The 20,289-nt window shown below is 62.2% G+C and carries 20 protein-coding genes and 1 pseudogene; 6 read left to right on the forward strand and 15 right to left on the reverse strand.

Annotated elements, in window-relative coordinates; all coding sequences use genetic code 11:
- Window positions 1–297: 297 nt before the first annotated feature.
- From fumC to IVA93_RS34530, 6 genes are all read right to left on the reverse strand, one after another.
- Window positions 298–1,752: a class II fumarate hydratase gene (fumC, locus tag IVA93_RS34505; RefSeq protein WP_018460147.1), complete on the reverse strand. Its 1,455-nt coding sequence runs from the start codon at window positions 1,750–1,752 to the stop codon at window positions 298–300.
- A gap of 60 nt (window positions 1,753–1,812) precedes the next feature.
- Window positions 1,813–3,453: an NAD-dependent malic enzyme gene (locus IVA93_RS34510; protein WP_026233956.1), complete on the reverse strand. Its 1,641-nt coding sequence runs from the start codon at window positions 3,451–3,453 to the stop codon at window positions 1,813–1,815.
- 540 nt (window positions 3,454–3,993) lie between these two features.
- Entirely contained in the window at window positions 3,994–4,335 is a 342-nt protein-coding gene (locus IVA93_RS34515; protein ID WP_247542495.1) for a hypothetical protein, read from the reverse strand.
- 297 nt (window positions 4,336–4,632) lie between these two features.
- On the reverse strand, window positions 4,633–5,655 hold the full coding sequence (locus IVA93_RS34520) for a HupE/UreJ family protein (protein WP_018460151.1): 1,023 nt from the start codon (window positions 5,653–5,655) through the stop codon (window positions 4,633–4,635).
- Window positions 5,652–6,515: a peptidylprolyl isomerase gene (locus tag IVA93_RS34525; protein WP_018460152.1), complete on the reverse strand. Its 864-nt coding sequence runs from the start codon at window positions 6,513–6,515 to the stop codon at window positions 5,652–5,654. The genes IVA93_RS34520 and IVA93_RS34525 overlap by 4 nt, the downstream gene beginning before the upstream one ends.
- Window positions 6,512–8,461 (reverse strand): DUF3604 domain-containing protein, encoded by a 1,950-nt coding sequence (locus IVA93_RS34530; RefSeq protein WP_247789946.1) that lies wholly within the window; start codon window positions 8,459–8,461, stop codon window positions 6,512–6,514. The genes IVA93_RS34525 and IVA93_RS34530 overlap by 4 nt, the downstream gene beginning before the upstream one ends.
- Window positions 8,462–9,082: 621 nt before the next feature.
- Between IVA93_RS34530 and IVA93_RS34540 the strand changes: the two genes are divergently transcribed.
- Window positions 9,083–10,870 carry an adenylate/guanylate cyclase domain-containing protein gene (locus IVA93_RS34540; protein WP_245288564.1) on the forward strand — a complete coding sequence of 596 codons (1,788 nt, stop codon included), beginning with the start codon at window positions 9,083–9,085 and terminating at the stop codon, window positions 10,868–10,870.
- 252 nt (window positions 10,871–11,122) lie between these two features.
- Here IVA93_RS34540 and IVA93_RS34545 read toward each other — a convergent pair whose 3' ends face one another.
- Together IVA93_RS34545 and ku are read right to left on the reverse strand one after the other, a co-directional pair.
- On the reverse strand, window positions 11,123–11,350 hold the full coding sequence (locus IVA93_RS34545; protein WP_018460154.1) for a hypothetical protein: 228 nt from the start codon (window positions 11,348–11,350) through the stop codon (window positions 11,123–11,125).
- Between the two features lie 20 nt (window positions 11,351–11,370).
- Window positions 11,371–12,297: a non-homologous end joining protein Ku gene (gene ku, locus IVA93_RS34550; protein ID WP_018460155.1), complete on the reverse strand. Its 927-nt coding sequence runs from the start codon at window positions 12,295–12,297 to the stop codon at window positions 11,371–11,373.
- A 167-nt stretch (window positions 12,298–12,464) separates the two neighbouring features.
- Here ku and IVA93_RS34555 point away from each other — a divergent pair, with 167 nt between their 5' ends.
- From IVA93_RS34555 to IVA93_RS34570, 4 genes and pseudogenes are all read left to right on the forward strand, one after another.
- On the forward strand, window positions 12,465–12,695 hold the full coding sequence (locus tag IVA93_RS34555; protein WP_247789517.1) for a hypothetical protein: 231 nt from the start codon (window positions 12,465–12,467) through the stop codon (window positions 12,693–12,695).
- A pseudogene (locus IVA93_RS34560) lies at window positions 12,688–12,932 on the forward strand (hypothetical protein). The gene IVA93_RS34555 and the pseudogene IVA93_RS34560 overlap by 8 nt, the downstream one beginning before the upstream one ends.
- Window positions 12,929–13,123, forward strand: a complete 195-nt coding sequence (locus IVA93_RS34565) for a hypothetical protein (protein WP_247789519.1) — start codon at window positions 12,929–12,931, stop codon at window positions 13,121–13,123. Before IVA93_RS34560 ends, IVA93_RS34565 begins: the two are co-directional and overlap by 4 nt.
- Window positions 13,124–13,211: 88 nt before the next feature.
- A complete protein-coding gene (locus IVA93_RS34570; protein WP_018460159.1) occupies window positions 13,212–13,415 on the forward strand; it encodes a hypothetical protein in 204 nt (67 codons plus the stop codon).
- A gap of 33 nt (window positions 13,416–13,448) precedes the next feature.
- Here the strand turns inward: IVA93_RS34570 and IVA93_RS34575 are convergent, their stop codons facing one another.
- The 7 genes from IVA93_RS34575 to IVA93_RS34605 all read right to left on the reverse strand — a co-directional run bounded on the left by IVA93_RS34575 (window position 13,449) and on the right by IVA93_RS34605 (window position 18,908).
- Entirely contained in the window at window positions 13,449–13,991 is a 543-nt protein-coding gene (locus IVA93_RS34575; RefSeq protein WP_247789520.1) for a 4-hydroxylaminobenzoate lyase, read from the reverse strand.
- 25 nt (window positions 13,992–14,016) lie between these two features.
- Window positions 14,017–14,763, reverse strand: a complete 747-nt coding sequence (locus IVA93_RS34580; protein WP_247789522.1) for a nitroreductase — start codon at window positions 14,761–14,763, stop codon at window positions 14,017–14,019.
- 29 nt (window positions 14,764–14,792) lie between these two features.
- Complete coding sequence (locus IVA93_RS34585; RefSeq protein WP_018460161.1) at window positions 14,793–15,434, reverse strand: HD domain-containing protein; 642 nt, start codon at window positions 15,432–15,434, stop codon at window positions 14,793–14,795.
- 178 nt (window positions 15,435–15,612) lie between these two features.
- Window positions 15,613–16,587 carry a GlxA family transcriptional regulator gene (locus tag IVA93_RS34590; RefSeq protein ID WP_247542497.1) on the reverse strand — a complete coding sequence of 325 codons (975 nt, stop codon included), beginning with the start codon at window positions 16,585–16,587 and terminating at the stop codon, window positions 15,613–15,615.
- 94 nt (window positions 16,588–16,681) lie between these two features.
- Entirely contained in the window at window positions 16,682–17,092 is a 411-nt protein-coding gene (locus IVA93_RS34595) for a cupin domain-containing protein (RefSeq protein WP_018460163.1), read from the reverse strand.
- Window positions 17,093–17,196: 104 nt separating this feature from the next.
- Window positions 17,197–17,841 carry an HD domain-containing protein gene (locus IVA93_RS34600; protein WP_026233958.1) on the reverse strand — a complete coding sequence of 215 codons (645 nt, stop codon included), beginning with the start codon at window positions 17,839–17,841 and terminating at the stop codon, window positions 17,197–17,199.
- Between the two features lie 77 nt (window positions 17,842–17,918).
- On the reverse strand, window positions 17,919–18,908 hold the full coding sequence (locus IVA93_RS34605) for an NADP-dependent oxidoreductase (protein ID WP_018460165.1): 990 nt from the start codon (window positions 18,906–18,908) through the stop codon (window positions 17,919–17,921).
- A gap of 467 nt (window positions 18,909–19,375) precedes the next feature.
- Here IVA93_RS34605 and IVA93_RS34610 point away from each other — a divergent pair, with 467 nt between their 5' ends.
- Window positions 19,376–20,272: a 3'-5' exonuclease gene (locus IVA93_RS34610; RefSeq protein ID WP_018460166.1), complete on the forward strand. Its 897-nt coding sequence runs from the start codon at window positions 19,376–19,378 to the stop codon at window positions 20,270–20,272.
- The last annotated feature ends 17 nt before the right edge of the window (window positions 20,273–20,289 follow it).

Genomic DNA, 20,289 nt, shown 5'->3' on the forward strand with positions numbered 1-20,289 from the left:
TGTGCTGCAATCATCGATAGTCGGCTCCTTCAGTTCCGCTCCTCGAGAGAGGGCGGCCCACATGTCAGATCATGGTGCCCTGCAGAAAGCAGCGCACCCGCACGAAACCACCTCTGGAAATGCCGGTCGCATCCTTCAACGATAGCACTTCGTATCAATCGCTTTCCTTAGATTCGGGCTGTATTTGACGTTCAACAGGGCGGCCGGCTTCTGCCCCTTGACGACGATGTCAGCCTGGACCCGATCGCGCTGTTGTCCTTGAAGAACGGATATGGTTCACGTTGCCGTCGACCATCCTCAGCTGCCCGCGACGCCCTGCCCGACCAGCTTTGCAGGATTGACGATCTCGTCGAAACGAGCCTCGTCGATGAAGCCGGACTTGAGCGCCGCTTCCTTCAAGGTCAGACCCTCGTCGCTGGCCTGGTGAGCGATGGCGGACGCCTTCTCGTAGCCGATCACCGGGCTGAGCGCGGTCACCAGCATGAGCGAGCGGCCGACCATCTCGTCGATACGCTTCCGGTTGAGCCGGGTGCCCTCGACCGAGAAACGGCGCAGCTTCTCGCACGCATCACCAAGGATGCGGGCGGAGTGGAGGAAGTTGTTGATGATGATGGGGCGCATGGCGTTGAGCTCGAAATTGCCCTGACTGCCTGCGAATGCGACGGCGCTGTCTTCGCCGATCACCTGGATGCAAACCATCACCATCGCCTCCTGCTGGGTCGGGTTGACCTTGCCCGGCATGATGGACGAGCCGGGCTCGTTCTCAGGTAGCACCAGTTCGCCGAGACCGCAGCGCGGGCCGGAGGCAAGCCAGCGCATGTCGTTGGCGATCTTCATCAACGCCACCGCGAGCCCGCGCAGCCCCGCCATAGCGGCGACTATCGCGTCCAAAGACCCTTGCGCCGCGAACTTGTTGGGCGCGGTCACGAACGGATGGCCGGTCAGCTCGGCGATCTTGGATGCGATCTCCCCGCTGAAATTCGCCGGCGCGTTCAGCCCGGTGCCGACCGCTGTGCCGCCCGCCGCGAGTTCGAACAGGCCGATTTCCGATTGGCGAATGCGGGTCAGCGCATCCCGGATCTGATGCGCCCAACCCGACCATTCCTGTCCGACCGTGAGGGGTACCGCGTCCTGCAGATGCGTTCGCCCGGTCTTGACCACATCCGTCCATTGGCTTGCCTTTGTCTCGATCGCGGCAGCGAGAGCCTCGCCGTTCGGCAGCAGGTGGTCTTCAAGCTCCAAAACGGCAGCGATGTGCATGGCGGTCGCAAAGGTGTCGTTCGATGATTGTCCCCTATTGACGTCATCGTTCGGATGAACCGGAGACTTGCTGCCGATCTGGCCGCCAAGCAACTGGATTGCGCGGTTCGACAAGACCTCGTTGACGTTCATGTTCGTCTGCGTGCCGGACCCGGTCTGCCAGACGTAAAGCGGAAAATGCTCGTCCAGCTTGCCCGTGATCGCCTCGTCCGCCGCGCGGACGATCGCGTCCGCCTTCCATCGCGGAAGCCGCCTGGCGGCTTCATTGACCAGCGCCGCCGCCTTCTTCACGTACCCGTAGGCGTGATAGACGCGTTTCGGCATGCGGTCGTCGCCGATCGAGAAATGAACCAGGCTGCGCTCGGTCTGCGCGCCCCAGTACCGATCGGCCGGCACGTCGATGCCGCCCATCGAGTCGGTTTCTTGACGCAGGCCGGTGGCATCGACACCGATTGGTTCGTCATGCAAGACCGGATCCGGTTGGTTGTTCATGAGGATATCCTTGAAGGAATGGGCGTCGCGGCGCCGCTTGCGTGCGACGCGCCTATGCGATCAATAGTGGGGCTCGTAGAGCTGACCCTCGATCCAGGTGCGGATGTCGCTCGGGCGGTCGACCTGGGCGAGACCTTTGTCGAATATGAATTCCGCCACCCGCGTCGCCGTCGTGACTTCCGTCTCGAGGATGTTGGCCTGGCTCGGGAACAGCATGCCCTTGTCGCGTAAGTTCGGACCGACCTGATCGGCGTTCGCCTCGGCCGCGACGATGAAGCACTCGTCGGTGAGCCGCCGCGGCCGCGTCGCATAGGTCGCCAGGCCGACGGCCGGGAAGATGTAGAAATTGTTGGCCTGCCCGGGGTGAAAAGTCGTGCCGTTCAAGGTCACATCCGGGAACTGCACGCCGGCCGCATACAGCGCCTTGCCCTTCGACCAGGTGTAAGCCTGCTCCGCGGAGCATTCGGCCTTATTGGTCGGATTGGAAAGTGCGAAGATGATCGGACGCTCGTTGAGCCGGCTCATCGCCTCGACCACACTCTGGTTGAAGGCACCACCCTTGGTGCTGACACCGATCAATATCGTCGGTTTAAGCGTCTCGATGGTCTTGACCAGATCCTTGGACGGCTCGGCCTTGTGCGCATACGGCTTCTGCGCGTCCGATAGGTCGGTGCGCGACGACTCCAGCAGACCGTTGATATCAAACAACGAGATACGGCTGCGCGCGGCATCTTGCGAGAGCCCCTTCATTTGCATCGCGGATGTGATGAGGTCGGCGATCCCGATTCCAGCCGAGCCGGCACCGAGGAACAGAATGCGCTGATCGGCGAGCGGCGCGTCGACGATCTGCAGCGCCGTCGTCAGGCCGGCGAGCGCGACGCTCGCCGTTCCTTGGATATCGTCGTTGTAGCACAACACTTTATCGCTGTACCGGCCGAGCATCCGGATGGCATCGGAGCCCTTCCAATCCTCGAAATGGATGCAGCACCCCGGGAAGACGGTCTGCACGGCCTGGACGAACTCCTCGGTCAGTTCATCCAAATCCGCATCGGATGGCGGCTTCTCGCGAAGGCCCAGGTAAAGCGGGTCGGCGCGCAACGCGTCGTTGGTCGTGCCGATGTCGAGCAGAATCGGCAACAGGCATTCAGGCGGCACCGCAGCGCAGGCCGTATAAAGCTGCAGCTTCCCGATCGGAATCCCCATGCCGTTGGCTCCGATGTCGCCCAGGCCCAGGATGCGCCCACCTGTGGAGACGCAGATGAAGCGAACGTCGCGCTCGGGCCAGTTGCGGAGGACATCGGCAATCCGGCCCTTCATCTCGCGGCTGATGTACATGCCGCGCGCACGTCGGTAGATGTGGCCGAAGGCCAGGCAGGCATCGGCGACGGTCGGGTCGTAAAGGATCGGGATGAACCGCGCGGGATCGGACATCACCGTACGGTAAAACAACGTTTCATTCCGGTCCGACAAGCCGATCAGGTAGACGTAGCGTTCAAGATCGTTGGGCTTGGCATCGAGGTGGCCCAGCACGCGCTCGAGTTGCCGTTCAATGGTCTCCACGGCGGGTGGTAAAAGGCCCTCGAGTCCGAATTGCTTGCGCTCCTGCGACGTGAACGCCGTGCCCTTGCTGAAAATTGGGTTTTCCAGCAACGCGAGTCCTCGCAACGCGGTGGATGCAGGATGAGCCGTAGTGTGCGGCATGTGAGTCTCCTTCAGAGATTTTAGGCGACAGCCGATGGTGTGACGGCAAAGTGAAACATCGATGAGTCATCGGTTGATCGTTCGAAAAGGCTGAATTGCGGATGCCGTTGCAATCGTCCTTCGGCCTACAACGTGATCCTGTCAGATCGGCCGGCCGAGCTGCTTTCGCAGGCTGTTGTCGAATGCGGATGCGGGGACGAAACGCAGCAAGAAACTGACTTGGCGCACCATTTTTCCGCAACTGGTCCGACGTAAACGTCGAGCGGCTGTCCTGGCGGCGGGTTCGGGTGTTTTATTGATGACGATTTCAACATGCCCGAACGCGCGCATAGCTGCATCAGAGAAAGCCTCAACTGGGCTCGCGATGCAGACAACGAGGAGAGCGCCGTGTCGTTCCCTTCATCGACGTAGTGCATCCGGAAGCGGTTGCCATCGAAGAAGCAAGGCTTGGAAGGCCGAGTTCTTCCAAAGGTCTCCTGTGCTGCAATCATCGACAATCCCTGCTTCGGTTCCGCTCCCCAAACGAGGGCGGCCCACATGTCACATCATGGTGCCTGGCAAAAAGCAGCGCACCCGCGGGTGGCCATCAATGTAGTAGTTCCAAACCATAGTGCGCCCGACCTTGTTAGGCTGTGTGATCACGGCCCCGTCCGGCACCATCACCCACTCACTGTTGATGCGCACACGATAGTGGCCGCGGTCGGATTCCCAGTCGACATCCGCAACGAAGTATCCATCCGCATCCGAGCAGCACTGCCCAAAGTCGCTGGAGAGGCTTTCGAACCAAGGCTTCAGTGGTGAACCGGTGTAGCGCCCATCGTCACGCGCCAGCGCGGACGTAGCCAGCATGATCAGGCCCAGCGACAAGCCCATGCGGTTCATAGCGCGCAGCCCGGGTTTCCAGCCGTGTACAAATCCACGTTGCGCACGAGAGCTCTGCCCTTGGTGACCTGTCGGATCAGCAGCTCGCATACGGCATGATCGACAGTCGCTGCGGCACTCGAGATCAAGATAGGAAAATCCATATCCTCCTCCTCCGGAGCCCCCAGCGAGCCGAGGCGGCGTCGGGCAGGCCTATCCGGAATGCGGAGAGGGTTGGTGCGACCTCCTCGATCGCCTGTGCGTCCGGATCCGGGCGGCTGTCCAGGCATGCGGCGGCGGCCCCGGCAAACGTTGCGTTCACACAAAGAAGGCACAGGTCCTCTCGATTAGCCAAAACGCCCCCACCGTGCCGATCGCGTATGCAGCGACGACATCGACCCGGTTGACTGCCCGTTGAAAAAGGGGAGGTCTCAGGCGAAGCGCCATTGCGGCATGGAACAAGCCCCCCGCCGTCAGGATCGCAGCCACGAAAGCCAGCTGCCCGATCTCCACTCCGATGTTAAAAAACAGCAAGGCAACAGGGATTGCGTGTTGAGGTAGCCCCACCTCGGCCAAGGCGCCGGCGAAGCCAAAGCCGTGCAAAAGCCCAAAGCCGAAGGCGACCAGCCACGGCAGACGCGCGGTCAAACTATGCTTTCCGCGGCGTGCATTCAGAATCTCGACGGACACGAGCATTATGCTGAGCGCTATGGTCGCCTCCACGGGCGGACCCGGCACGTTCACGAAGCCCAGCGTCGCCGCGGCAAGCGTAATGCTGTGTGCAATCGTGAACGCAGTGACAGTGATGGCGACGCGCCGCCAGTCGCGAACCAGGATCACCAGCGCCAGCACAAACAACAAGTGATCGAAGCCGAAAAGAATGTGTTCGACGCCCAATCGAAGATATGTCGCCGCCACTTCTCCCGAGGCGGGCACGGCCTGAATCACGAACGATGTCTTCGTCGGTGAAAGCCGTTCAGTCTGGATTGCCCCTTCAACGCTTTCGATTCGAACCAGCACGTCCGTCGATGTGGCCGACAGACCCTCGATGGATACGGCCTGTCCAGCTAGTCCTCCATCCCGCCGAACGGTGCGGCGCTCGACATAAGCTCCATCGACGTACGAGGCGCGGGGCAGCCCAGTGTCCTGAGTGCCCGCCGGCAGCTTGACGTAGATCGCGAGGCGCAAGTCCTCACCCCGCGCGGGAATTTTGAAAAGCAGATTATAGGTGACGGCGCTGGTTTGTCGCATCTCGAGATAGCCCGGGCGAAGCTCATCCGAGAGCGCGGGATGTGCCACCAGGACGGCAACAACGGCAAAGATCAGGCGGAAGCCAATCATCGATTCGCGGACTCCGCCGCTTTTGCCCGAGGCTTCTCAATCACGATGTCGTAGCGGCCGCGCAGCGAGGCATAAAGCTTTTGTTCTGTCTCCAAGCGGCGCGCGTTTGCCCACTCTCGCTGCACAGCCGGGCGGATCGTATCGAGCGGCGGCAGGTCTCCCGGCACCCGTTTGCTGATGAAGACGAAATGCTGCCCGAAGCTGGACGAAACCGGTCCTTGCCAGCGCCCCTCCTCGGTGATTGAGAGCTCTTTGGCGAAGCTTTCACCAAATATGCCCCTTACCTTGGCCGGCGAAATGTCGCGAAACTGTTCGCCAAGCAGGAAAGCGTCCCCGAGGGACGTTGCGTCTACGGTCCCGTCGGCCCGTGCCAGAATGCCCGCAAGGCGCTTGCCGTCGCTATCGATCGCATTCGCGCGCCTCGTGGCGCTCAGGAATACGTGATGGAATGTCAGTTGATCCTCGGCTCTGAAGCGCTCCGGATTGGACGCAAGATATGCCGCAAGCTCAGCGTCGCTGGGTTCGGGCACGGACATCTCACCCGCGAGAAATTCCATCTTCTGCCGCACGCGGCGGCGAATGATGGCGTCGTCGCGGTCCAGACCGGCCGCCCTACCCTCGCGATAGAATACCTCGTCCCGGACGTAGTCCTCGATCAAGCCCTGCAGTTCCTGGTCGGTCGGCGGCCGCCGCCAGGTCCGCACAAACGCGTCGCCGAGATTGGCGGCTTGTGAGGCGGAAACCACGATCTTCTCGGGCGCCTCCGCGCCTCGCTTGCCGGCAAGCCCGTAAAGCGCGAACAGCAGGGCACCGAGCGCCAGAAACTGCAGCAGCGGCTCCCGCAGCAGCCGGACGATCAAGGCGTGTACCAGATCGGCGAGGTATAGGCGCGTTCGGTGGTCGTCATCCTGACTTCAGCAGGCATCTTGATGTCGAAATATTTGGCGTCATAGGCCGTCCAGCGCGGCGTCGGAATTTCGATCACGCGCACATAGTAAAACGCGCGCAACGCCGGATCGAAGTCCGGATCTTTCCAGACGGTGATCATCTCGCCTGCGCCGATCGTATTGGTCCATGTCGCATTTGCGACATCGACAGTGCTCCCGACGGAGGTCTTGCTGCGCCCGTCGGCGTCGATCGTACGCCCCCCGGAAACGGCGACATCGTAGACCCGTTCCTGCGTCTGGCCGTCTTTTCCAAGCCACCCCTTGATGATCTGAATGCGATCCAAGTTTGCGCCGATCGGATCCTTCAAGGCGGCGACGAGGAAGGAAGGCAACCTTCCGCTTGGTGCGGCGCTCAAGTCGCCGCCCATCGGCACGCCCTTGGTGTAGCCAATGCGCGCCGGCATGCGGTTGTTGGCGTCGGCAGCCTCGAAGTCCCATCCGCCGAAGAAGCGAACGACCATCCTCGGACCGGTGGTGGCGTAGGTCTCGCGCCGCTTCATGGCGTCGAAGATTGCCTCGCGGGTATTGTCCGCCGCCCATACCGCGGCGTAGCCGGCCGCTGTCGTTTCCCAGCCCATGATAACCGCCTTGTCGGTCTTGACGAAGGGATGCGTAGCGCGACCGGCGCTTGGTTCGGAAGAAGACGTCTTGCCGAAGAAATTATCCTCCTCGACCGCGGCGAGCCCCGTGTGTGTATCGGTGCTGCCGACCAGACCGAATTTGTAGGGATTGAGGCCGAGCTCGGCTTCCATCTTGAGGCCGTTCTTGAGCGCAGAACGCACATACTCGAACTCAAGCATTTCCGGCTTCTTCACTTCGGTCAGATCGAGGTTGCCCTTGTCCCAACGTTCGTAATTCGCGAACTCATCGTTGGGCGAAAGAAATGGATGGGTCTCACCGTCGCCCTTCATTTGTGTCGCTTCGTAGAGCGGCTCCCAGCGAGTTCGATTCTCCGCGTACTCCCGGTCGATACGCTTGCCGTTGAACGATTCGATGATCGGAAACATCCGGCCGTTGCTGAGATTTCCGTTGTGCGCCAACGCAAGAATTTCGGCTCCGGTCTTTTCCTCGACCATCGCCATCCATTTCCAGAGATCCCGAGGATTCGGACTGCCGAGCGGCGGCAGCGTGGTATAGGGCTCCACCAGGCCGGCCTTTGCTCCATTGTCCCGCCAGATGATATTGCGATGAAGGTTGTTGCCGCCGGCGTTTGAAGTCCACTCATACCCGATGAACGCGGTGAAGCGCCCCGGCTCGTTGGCTTCTTCCGCAGCTTTGATCGTCTCGCGCCAGGCGCTGCGATAGGCCGGCGTCCCCGGCGTCGGGAATCCCTTCGGCATTAATCCCTTGCCGAAGCTGGTGATGATATCCAGGGCGGCCTGCGCGCCCTTTCCAGAATTGATCTCGTCGTACCACTTCCGGCCCTGAGGCGTCGCCAGCAGGCCGGCATCGCCCCCAATCAGTTGCGGGAAAAAGCCCATGCCGTCCGAATGGTCTGCAACCACCATGAAGTCCAGCGGCCGCGAAAGTTTGGCACGTTGGCCGCTGGAAGAGATAACTTCCTCCCCCTTGGCGAAGCGATAGGCATCCTTGGGCCCGAGCCGCGCACCGAACGCGCCGGCATCCATCGAGTATGAGGTGTGCGTGTGCGTGTCGCCGAAATACGGCCGTGTCGGGAAGTTGCGCCCCGCATATGGCGAATAGGGCGGCTTGGCGGGAAAGGCCTTCTCGGCCGTCTCCCTGTCGAGCGTGCCGATGTCCGTGGTTTGATCTTCCGCAGCAACCGCGGTGACAAACAAGCACGCCGCGCACAAGCCGGCAAGCGCGGTTACGCAAACGTAAGACGACGAACGGCTCATCATGAGCGCCCCTATGATCTCGGCGAATTGTGTCTTCAAGCAAATACGACCCAGCGCAAGAATAGGCGCCATCAAACGGCCGTTCAGCGTCGGCCCACTCGATTGACCGGACCACCACGATTCATAGGCCGTCCAGGGGTGACCGCACGCGCAACCGGCCGAGCCACGAGCCGAACACCGGGTCGTACGATGCAGCCGGCCGGATAGCTGATGTACTGGCAGTAGACGACGGCGCTGGCCGGTTCACTGCTTGCGACCACGCAACCGGCGATCACTAGCGCTGACAACGCAATTGATAGCTTCATTCTTTGCTTCCTTCCCTGGGGCACAACGGTCCCCTTGAGAGGGCTGCGGCTGATCCCAGTTCAAGGTCAGCCCAGTCAAAGGATGGGCAATAGGATCACGCGCGGTGTCCTGGTAGCAAACGTTTTCGGACATTCTGTAGGGTAATTGCGAGATGCACCCGCGCCGCCGTACCGGGGAATCGCCGAAAGAGCCGGAGAATCGGTAGTAGCGAAGCCACACGCCCGTCGATTTGGTTATTGCCTAGATGACCTACCTGGCCTTACGTCTTGGTTGGGCATTGGTACTCTCAAAGCCGTTGTGGGTGTGGAGTCTTCCTTGGCTGGCGAACGGATGGAAAGGCGACTGGCTGCAGTTCTTGCAGCCGATGTTGCCGGTTACAGCCTTCTCATGGGGCGGGATGAGGAAGGGACGCTCACCCAGCTTAAGGCGTTCCGGACGACGCTAGTCGATCCGATGATCGCGGCGCACCGAGGCCGAATCGTCAAATCGACAGGCGATGGCGTGCTGGTCGAGTTCGCCAGCGCCGTTGACGCTGCGCGGTGCGCGGTGGAGGTACAGCGAGGGGTTGCTCTCGAGAACATCGGTGTGCCCGAGCACGCCAGGATCGAATTTCGGATTGGCATTCACGTCGGCGACATCATCGTCGATGACGATGACATCTTCGGGGACGGTGTGAACATCGCGGCCCGCCTGGAAGGAATTTCTCAGCCGGGAGGGATCTGCATCTCCGATGACGCGCAGCGTCAGATCCGGGGCAAGCTTGACAGCCCATTCGAAGATATGGGGCCCCAAAACCTAAAGAATATCGCCGAACCGATGCGGGCGTGGCGATTGAGCGTAGACGCCAAGTCAGCAGAGTACCTCTCGGCAGAGCGGTCCGTCGGACTTGCGCAGCCCCTTGCACTTCCGGACAAGCCATCGATCGCCGTGCTGCCGTTTCAGAATATGAGCAGCGATCCGGAGCAGGATTATTTTGCCGACGGTATGGTGGAGGACATCATCACGGCCTTGTCGCGATACCACGGCCTGTTCGTGATCGCGCGCAACTCGAGCTTCGCCTACAAGGGACAAGCGGTCGACATCAAGCGGGTGGGCCGTGAGCTCGGCGTCCGTTACGTTCTCGAGGGAAGCGTACGCAAGATTCCCAACCGGGTCCGCGTGACTGCGCAATTGATCGACGCCGGAACGGGGGCACATCTCTGGGCGGACCGCTTCGACGGGGCGATGGAAGACATCTTCGATCTGCAGGACGACATTACGCTGAAGGTCGTCGGCGCCATTGCTCCCAAACTGGAGAACGCCGAGATCGATCGGTCGATGCGGAAACCGACTGAGAGCCTCGACGGGTACGATTATTACCTGCGGGCAATGGCCAGGTTTCACAAAGCCGGCAGGGAAGATATCGAGGAAGCGGTTCGCCTATTCCATAGGGCGATCGAATTCGACGCCGGCTACTCGTCCGCGTACGGAATGGCCGCTTGGTGTTATGCCCGGCGCAAGTTGAACGGCTGGACAGACGACCGATCTGCCGAAAGCTTGGACGCCGAGCGGCTCGCCAGGCGGGCGATAGAATGCGGCAATGACGACGCCGTTGCACTAGCAAGCAGCGGTATCGCGATCGGCTACATGTTCGACGACTTCGAACGTGCCGTATCGTTGATTGATCGCGCTCAGGCGCTAAACCCCAATCTCGCGATGGCATTTCATCTGAGCGGCTGGATCAGATGCTTCGTCGGTCAGCCGGACCTGGCCATCGAGCACCTCAATCGTGCCATTCGGCTAAGCCCTCTTGACCCGCAAAGACCAGGGATGCTGGCCGCCATAGCCGCAGCCCATTTTGCGGCCGGCCGGTTTGATGCTGCTTCGTCCCTAGCGACCAAAGCCATGCTGGAGCAATCGAACAACTTCATCGCTGCACTCGTCGCGGCTGCGTCGAACGCCCTTGCTGGCAAACTCGACGCGGCCAAGAGGGCGGCCGAGTTCGTGTGTGCAAGCGACCCGGATTTTCGGATTCGGAACGTCAAGTACCGCTTGCCGCACAGGCAGCCCGAGGTGCTGATCCGATGGGAGGATGCTCTGCGCAAGGCGGGCGTCCCCGAATAATCCTAGGCTTATAGAACGCGAGTGCCAGGTCCCCGCACGATGCTTTTTGGTCGGTGGGGCGGCTCTCTCTCTACGTACGCTCGCGGTCTCGCCGAGGTCAGGCAAGTGTCTGCGTGCTCGGCTTATCAAATGCTCTATCCCGCGCCCACGCTTCCAGCGCCGGCTTCATCGCCCGCGCGGCGCTCGCGAGACCGAAGGAGCCCGACGATGAAGGTCTTGAGCTTTCTTGCCATGTGGCCCGGTCGCTGCTCGTCAGCGGCGGCGGGCGACCCACATTCCGAGCGCGAACGCGACGGCGAGCGATTGCAGCGGCGCCTGGACCGTCACCTTGCGGAGGCGGTCCGCCCAAACGATGGCGGCATCCTTCGCGGGCTGGGCCGGTCGCCGGCGCCCCCCGGAGGTCTGCTCGTTGCCATCCGTCTCGTTCGTCAGCCCGGAGGCTTCGGTCATTGCCGAGGCTTCCTTCAAATCGATATCCATGCGGCTCTCCTATTCCGTCGTTAGGCGGTCTTCCGCTGCGGCTTGGCCGCGGGCTTCTTCGCCGCCGCATCCTTCACCGGCTTCTTGCCCGCGATCGGCATCAGCATTTCCTTCTGGCCGGCCGCTGCCTTGCGCGGCTTCTTGGCTGGCTTGCCCGATTTCGCTGGCTCAGCTTCCTTCCCGACGCTCCGCCGCAGCGCCTCCATCAGGTCGACGACGTTGGTCGCGGCCGGCTTCGACTTCGGGGTGATCGGCTTGCCGGCCCGCTTCTGGTTGATGAGCTCGATCAGCGCGGTTTCGTAGTGGTCCTCGAACTTCTCGGGACCGAACCGCCCCGCCTTCTGGTTCACGATGTGCCTCGCGAGATCGAGCATGTCCTTGGTCACCTTCACGTCCTGGATCTCGTCGAAATACTCCTGCTCGCTGCGCACCTCGTAGGGATAGCGTAGCAGCGTGCCGACGAGGCCCTTGTCCATCGGCTCGAGCGCGATGATGTGCTCGCGGTTGGTCAGCACCACCCGCCCGATCGCGACCTTGTCCATCTCGCGGATGGTCTCCCGGATCACCGCGAAGGCGTCGTGGCCGACCTTGCCGTCCGGGCGGATGTAGTAGGGGCGGATCAGGTAGCGCGGGTCGATGTCGGATTTGTCGACGAACTCGTCGATCTCGATGGTGCGCGTGGATTCCAGCGCGATCTCCTCGAGCTCCTCCTTCGTGACCTCGATGAACTGGTCCTTCTCGAGTTGGTAGCCCTTGACGATGTCCTCGTTGGGCACCTCGTCGCCGGTGTCGGCATCGACCTTCAGGTACTTGATGCGATGGCCGGTCTGCCGGTTGAGCTGGTTGAAGGAGATCTTCTCGCTTTCGGACGTGGCCGGATAGAGCGCCACCGGGCAGGTGACGAGGGACAGACGCAGGAAGCCTTTCCAGTTGGCGCGCGGGGCCATGTACGCAGAACTCCGGTTCGGGACGGCTCGGATTCAAGACGAACGAGGACTGCCGGTTCCGACGTGCCGGCCGGCAGTCTCGAGATTCATGCAAAGGCCGTCGCTGCGCCGTGGGAATTCGGGAGACCGTCTCTTGACTCTTCGGAACGAAACGGGAACATAATTGGATGAACGCCACCTCGGAGCAGGCCGGACCGGCCCCCGACGACCTCGAGGCCGCCGCCGACCAAGCGATTGCGGCGTGCGGCGGCGACCCCCGGGAAGCCGTGAAGGCCCTCATCGTCGCCATGGACTTCCTGGAGACCCGGCTCGACGAGCTTCGCAGCAAGGTGTCGACCGGCTACGCCCGCGGGCGGCTCCCAGGGGCGCCCGAACGCAAGGATGAGGCAGATGTCTGAAGTGACCTACTATGTCGCTCTGCCGTTCGTTTTCTCCGACGACGGCGTGGCCGCCGGCGAGGCGGCGGAATGCCTTAGCGCCCTGCGGCGATGCGGGCGGAGGCGCTCTCCCGCAAACCGGGCCATGCCGGCGCCATCGCGTTCTCTCGGACCGGAGATCCGTCGAGCGGCGACTTCAGTGACGCCAGGCTGATCCGGAAATTCGGCGACGTGCCGGACGATCTCAGCACCCGATGAAACTCGATCGGGTCCGCAACGAGATCGCCCGCATGCGCGGGCAGCTCCGTGCTCAGGAACGCGAAATCCAGATGCTGCAGGGGGCCGGCGTCGCGACCGCTTCGGCCGAACTGCTGCTCTCGAGGATGCGCGCGAAAATCGACGATCTCTGCCTGGAGCGGGACGCACTCCGGAGAGCGCCGACCGCCTGACCACCGCAGCACGGGCGCGTCCGGTGCCTTGACTCCTCGGCCTCTCACGTACTCAATTCCTGCAATCGATGATGTTGCGGGTTGCGTCATGGAGCAGGAATTCTATCGGGGTCTCGCCGACCGGGTCCGGACCATCGCCGAGAAGGCCGACCCTTTCACCAGGCGACGCCTGCTGGATCTGGCCAAACGGTACGACACCAAAGGAGGCTCGCGCCCCGCGCACTCGGTCGAGCGCCCGCTGCCGCGCACGACACCGCCGGCGACGATCTTTTCCGGACTTGGCGAGGTCTGACGGCGCAACAGCTTTCGTTTGCGCTGTTTGCACCTAGCCGGCGGGAGCCTTGAAATCGTACGAGATGCGTCCAGCCGGGAGATAGAACAGCGCGATCACCGCACCGCCCCTGACCTCCGGAAAGTGCCTGCTGCCCGATTCGGGCGCCGTCCAGCCGGGTCCCTGCCAGCCCTGCAACCCCTTCAACTCCGCGCCCGCGTCCAAGGGCACCACGAGGTTGATCTCGCCATAGGGATGACCGTGATACTGCCCGCGCAGCACGTCGTGGTCGTCCTCGTCCTTGAACCGGCGTGGAGCAGCGCTGTTCATGTAGACCGCCGTGAGGCTGAACTGGAAGGTTTCGGCAGTCGGCTCGACGATGCGGCTGCGGCGGTAGTTCGGGCCGTCCACCTCCTGGTTCGCCGCCCAGCCCTCCTCGACCCCGATCTTGATCAGACGAGACAGATCCCGATAGAGCGCGCTGCTTTCGCCGTACGTCTCGTTGAGCCAGCGCTCCATATCGGCTCCGGGCGTCATGTCCTTCACTTCGCGCAGAAAAGAAATGCTGCGCCGGATCAGTTCTTCTCGACAAGCCATGGCGATCTCCTCTGTTGATTGTCTCTTACGCGTCCAATCCCAAGAACGTCGCGAACTCATCTACATGCGCCCGCGGCATCAATCGCTGCCCCTCGACTGCGGGCTTCCCGACCGAGATGCCGCACACCACTATCTGCTCCTCCGGAATCGAGAGCAGGGGGCGCAAGATCCGGTGATATTTCGAGAACGTCTCCTGCGGACACGACTGAAGTCCGCGTCCCGCCGCGGCGAGCATCACGTTCTGGACGAACATGCCGAGATCGAGCCAGCTTCCGGCTTCCAGCCGGCGATCGATCGTCACGATCAGTCCCACGGGCGCTCCGAAGAACGTGTAATTCTTCGCGGTCTGCCTGCTTCTTGCCTCGGCATCGGCCTGGCGGATTCCCAGCGACCCGTAGAACAGCCGCCCGAATTCCTGTCGTCGCTTCACGTAGGGATCAGGTAACTCGCTGGCGTAATATTTGTATTCCGAGACGTGCTCGTCCCGGCATGTTTCATGCGCGTTCAGCAGCGCCGCCGAGATGTTGGCCTTGGCGGCGCCACTCAGCACGTAGACATGCCAGGGCTGAATGTTAGCACCGCTTGGCGCGAAGCGCGCGACGTGGAGGATCTGCTCGATCGTCCGTCGCGGGACCGGAGCATCGCAAAAGTCACGGCACGCGATCCGGCGGGTCATGATCTCGTCGATCGGGCTCTGCGCAGCGCCGCACTCCTCGCTCGGTCCGATCACGGCTTCTTCAGGTCCGCACATCGTGGCTCGGATGACGCTCATCTGGATTTACTCCGGTCCAGCAACGAAGGTCAGTTCGGCCAGGCCGAACCGAGGATGATCGAACAGAAGTTCTGGCGGACATAGCTCATGTCCTTCAGCGCAAGCACATCAGCCTTCACGTTCCCGAACGTGGTCAGCGGCTTTTTGATGATGCCTTTGGCGAAGTGATCTATGATGTTCTCCTTGAAGTTCGTCTCGCGCGGATGATGGACGCAGACATGGTCGCGCTGTTCATGCGTGAAGTCGTGATAGGCGATCCCGAGCACGTCCATCTCGACACCCGCGGTCACCAGCGAGATGGTGGGTCGCATATGTTCGGGAATACCTGGCGTGGTGTGGAGCGCGATCGCGGTCCAGACGTCCTCGATCTCACGCTCGGGCAGGCCGTAGCTTTTCATGAAATCGCGCGCGGCATTGGCGCCGTCGACCTCGAAGCGCAGGTCGGGACTGGAATACTTCTCCGTGAGGCCCATGTCGTGGAACATCGCGCCGAGGTAAAGTAGCTCCGGCTCGTACTTAAGGCCGTGGCGCTCGGCGGTGAGCGCACCCCAAAGGAAGACGCGGCGACTGTGGTTGTAGAGTAGGTCGTCTTCCGTATCGCGCACGAGCTGCGTGGCGGCGCGGGCGATGGCACTGTCGGGCAGGCGGATGCCGGCGATGATCTCGGACATGGAGCGCTCTCCTTTTTTGCGTAGCAGGCTGGTTGCTTGTGCCTATTTGCCAACCGGGCACCGCTCCGCACAAGGAAGAGCATCCCGCGGATCAGGACAGCCGCACGTCTTTTCCTGACATGACGCTTCGCAGGGAAAGCAGGATCGCGAGCGTTGCCTTGCCGGGGAGCCGCGCGGTCTATTCCGATATCGCCCGCCGGAAGCTCGCCCGATATTGGATGGGGCTGACGCCAAGACGGGCGGTGAACACGATCCTCATCCGATCCGCCGAGCCGAAGCCGCAGTCGAATGCAACCGCCTTCAGCGGCCGGTCGCTTCCCTCCAGCATCATGCGCGCCGCATCGATGCGGGCGCGCTCGATGAATTCGTGCGGTGTGATCCCGGTCGCCTGCACGAAATGCCGGGCCAGATTTCGGGCGCTCATCCCGACGACGGCGGCAAGGGACTCCAGCGAGTGGCGATCCCCGACGTTCGCCATCACATGGTCCTGGATACGGGCGATCGGCGATTCCGGATCGGCTGGCGCGGTGAGATAGGGGCTGAACTGAGACTGTCCGCCTTGGCGCTGGGCGACTACGACCAGCCGCTTGGCCACTTTGAGCGCCGTTTCCGCACCGTGGCGCTGCCCGACCAGCGCCAAACCGAGATCTATTCCCGCCGTTACACCCGCGGCGGTGATCAGCCGCCCATCGCGGACATAGATCAAATCCGGTTGGACTTTTGCCTTTGGGAACCTGGCCGCCAGCGCCTGCGCATCCTGCCAATGGGTCGTGACACGCCGATCGTCGAGCAGACCGGCATAGCCAAGGACAAAGGCCCCGGTGCAGATCGAACCATAGAGGCTCGACCGCCACGGCAGCTCCTTGACCCATTGAAGCAAGTGTGGGTCGGGCTCCGTTTCAGGTGGGGTGGGCGTGCCGGCCACCAGAACGATGTCGAACCCACCCGTCGCCTCCTCAAGCGTTAGATCGGCAATAAGCCGTATGCCGTTCGAGGCGCGCAGCGGATTGTGGTGAGCAGCAACGAGTACGGATTCATAGCGGTCGGCACTGTCGAGAAAAGTGTTCGCCTCGCTGAACACGTCCATCGGCCCGGCCACGTCCAAGGCCTGGACCCCCTCGTAGATGACGATCGCGACAGCTTGTACCGGCACCTTTACTGCCTCTCCAATCAGGCGCCTTATTATGCATGTCGTTCACACCGTGCAAAGGCCGGGCGGTGACTGGACAGGCGATCCTGTCGCGCCATCATCTCGGTGCTGCGTCCTTGTCGGGGATCGTCAATGCCCCGTCTTTGGAATCGACCACGAAGACCGCGAGCAAGCTGGCGGACTCCGTGTCGCTCGCGTTCTCGCTCACCCTGTGATGTGAGCCTGGCGTTTCGTAAAAGCCCTCGCCTGTGCGAAAGACCTGCGCAGGGTCATCGCCGACCTGGCTTCGGATGGCCCCGGACAGCACATAGGCGTAGATGAAGGCCGACGCTGCGTGGCGGTGAGGCAGCGATTTGCTCCCGGGCGGATAACTCACCAGGACGGCAGCCATTCTCTTTCCTTCGACGTTCGGCAGCGCGTGCTCGAAGACAAGCTTGACTTGCTCCCGATCCTGAGCGATGGCGGGCGAAGCTCCCGCAATGGCCGCTGCTACGATCGCCAAGAACATCGTGCGTGGCAATTCTATTCCCTGTCTGGGCGTGATTGCTGAACGGCGTAACAGCGCCGCCATTCGATTGGTGAATGCACTGATCGACATCATGACCTCCTTTTCTAGTGAGACCAGGGCGAACCCGCGATCAAGTCGCAGGCGTTGGGGCTCTTGAACCCCGGCATGAAGCGTTCGCAGACCGCGGCGTTGACGGTGCCGTACGTGGTCGCCGGCTTGTGCGCAAAACCGGCGAAATACTCCCGAACGAAGCCTTCCTTGAAATTCGTGCGGGGATATTTGGCGACGATCTCCTCGCGAAGCTCCACGGGAAACTGGTCGAAGCCTACCCCGACGACATCGAGCAGAACACCTGAATTGAGGAGCGCGACCTCCGGACCCATGTACTTCGGGATGCCGGGAGTGGTGTGCAGCGCGATCGCTTCCCAGACCGTCTGCACCTGGTCTTCGGCGATGTTGTGCGCGCTCAGAAACTGCCGGGCGGCATTTGCACCATCGACCTCAAAGCGTTCGTCTGTGCTCGCGAATTTCTTGATCAGGCCGAGATCGTGGAACGCGGCGGCCACGTAGAGAAGCTCGGAGTCGAAGCGCAGCTTTTTCTGACGACCCTGCTCCGCCGCAAACAGGTACACGCGGATCGAGTGATTGAAGAGCAGATCGGTGGAATGCTCGCGCAGGACGTCTGTCGCCTCTTTCGCCAGCAAGGAATCGGGAATGACGAGGGCCGGGGCGGGAGTTCGGGGTGTCATTTTTTGTCCTTTCAGCAAAAATCGATGGGCTTGGCTGGCGCTCCGGACGCGTGAGCGCAAGAGAGGCGCGAGATCGGTCAGTCCGCTCCGACCGCGAGCACGATCTTGCCTTTTGGCCGGGGCCGCGCGCCCTCCAGCATGAAGTGGGCCTCGCGCGCATCCGCGAGGGGCAAGACCACGCCGACGTTCGTTCGCAGTTCTCCACCATCGAGGAGGCGAGCGATTTCCGTCAGACACCGGCTCGTGACGTCGACCAAAAAGAAGGTGGCTTCCACACCGTGCTGTTTTGCGAGATCCTGATCCGGGCGGGACACTGCCGAGATCAGCTTGCCGCCTCGACGAAGGACCTGGAACGAGCGGCTTTGCGTCTCGCCGCCGACGAGATCGATGACGGCGTCCGCATCCCGCACTTCCTCCTCGAAGCGCTGGCTCCGATAGTCGATCACCGTGTTTGCGCCAAGGTTGCGCACGAAGGAAGCGTCGGCCGTCGACACCGTTGCGATGGTCTGCACACCTGCGTGACGGGCCAATTGGACCGCGTAGGATCCCACGTTGCCAGCCGCCCCGTGAATGACCACCGTTTGGCCCGCTCTGAGTTGCGCGTGGTCGAACAGCGCCTGCCATGCGGTGACGGCAATGACGGGAACGGAGGCGGCTTCGGGGTGAGTTAGCGAGTTCGGCTTGCCTGAGACCATCTCCGCGGAAGCCAACGCGTACTCGGCGTAGCTCCCGACAAACCGCGGGTTCGTAACACCGTAGACCTGCTCTCCCGCACGTGCTTGCGAGACACCGGGCCCAACGGCGACGATTTCACCTGAAAGGTCCGAGCCCAGAGTGAGCGGGAGCGGCTGCGGCAATGCGCTCTTTCCGGCTCTGATCCAGCCGTCCCATGGGCCTACTCCGGCAGCTGCAACTTTGACCAGGACCTCGCCAGGCCCGGGCTCCGGACGGGAGAGGGCCTCGAACTGCATGACCTGCGGCGGCCCGAACTCATGTACGCGCCACGCCATCATCGTCGATCCGGTCCGCGCTTCCGTGACTTGAGTAACCATGCTGCTCGAGGCCATCTCACTCTCCTTGCGCTCAGCTCGTCGCGAATACCGCCGACCACTCCCGGAGCCTGTCTGCGGTTTTCCCGGTTGTCTCCTCGGCCCAGGCGGGATTGCCCGTATGTCGTCATGAAGCCCTGCTTTGGACAACGGACAAGATCCTACGGATCAGGACAGCCGAACGTCCTTTTCTGACAAACGGCCGCCGGAGAGTTCGCCGCAAGAGGTTTCGACACGCTGGGCTCCGAGATCGCTGGAGAGGCGGTCCGATGGAGGATCAGGGCATGCCAGGCGAGCAAGAACGGGTGGCAAGACAACTCGGACCTCCGCAGGAGCGCCGCGCCTCCAGGAACTCACCCGCAACAGTTTGGAATTGCACGACACTCCCGAAAAGGCCGTGAATTGCCTGTCTTTCGGATACCTCCCGGCCGCCGTCCCCGGTATCGTGGGCTTCCGGTCAATCGGTAGGGACACCACGAGAAGAGATGTTTCAAAACCCATCGGATCTGGCGGCCATGGCCGAGGCCTTGAGCCAGTCGACGGATTACCGGGTGCTGCGGCGTCTCGTGCCGCGGCCGACGTCCATGGCGGCCCCGGGACAGGAGACCCGGACCGGCATTCTGCTCGACACCGAGACAACCGGCCTCGAGCACGCCAAAGACGAGATCATCGAGCTTGGGATGGTCAAGTTCGACTACACGCCGGATGGGCGGATCATCGGCCTCCGCGACACCTTCTCCGCCTTCAACGAGCCGAGCGCGCCGATCTCCGCGGAAGTGACGGCACTCACCGGCATCACCGACGAGATGGTGGCCGGTCACAGGTTCGATGACATGGCCATCACGGCCTTCGTCGACGGTGCTGTCATCGTCATTGCCCACAACAGCAGTTTCGACAGAAAATTCGCCGAACGCTACTGGCCCGTGTTCGAGCACAAGGCGTGGGGCTGCAGCATGAGCGAAATCGACTGGCGCAAACACGGCCTTGCGGGCTCGCAGCTCGGATATCTGTTGAACGGTGCTGGCTACTTCCACCAGGCTCACCGAGCGGTCGACGACTGCCACGCGTTGCTGGAGGTCCTCGCCTTCGAACTGCCGACTACGGGCTCGCCGGCGCTCGCGCTGCTGCTCGAGAACGCCCGCAAGCCGACGCTGCGGATATGGGCGGAGCAATCGCCTTTCGAGCTTAAGGATTCGTTGAAGAGGCGAGGTTATCGCTGCAGCGACGGCACGGACGGCCGTCCGAAAGGCTGGTACATCGATGTCTGCGAGACCGCGCTGGACGCCGAGCTCGCGTTCCTCAAGGCGGAGATCTATCTCCGCGACGTCGAGCTGCGCCAGCAGACGCTGACCGCCTTCACGCGCTTCTCGAGCCGGGCTTGAGCGGCCGGCCTCGGAGC

The organism is Bradyrhizobium sp. 155, from assembly GCF_023101105.1.
GTDB lineage: Bacteria > Pseudomonadota > Alphaproteobacteria > Rhizobiales > Xanthobacteraceae > Bradyrhizobium > Bradyrhizobium canariense_D.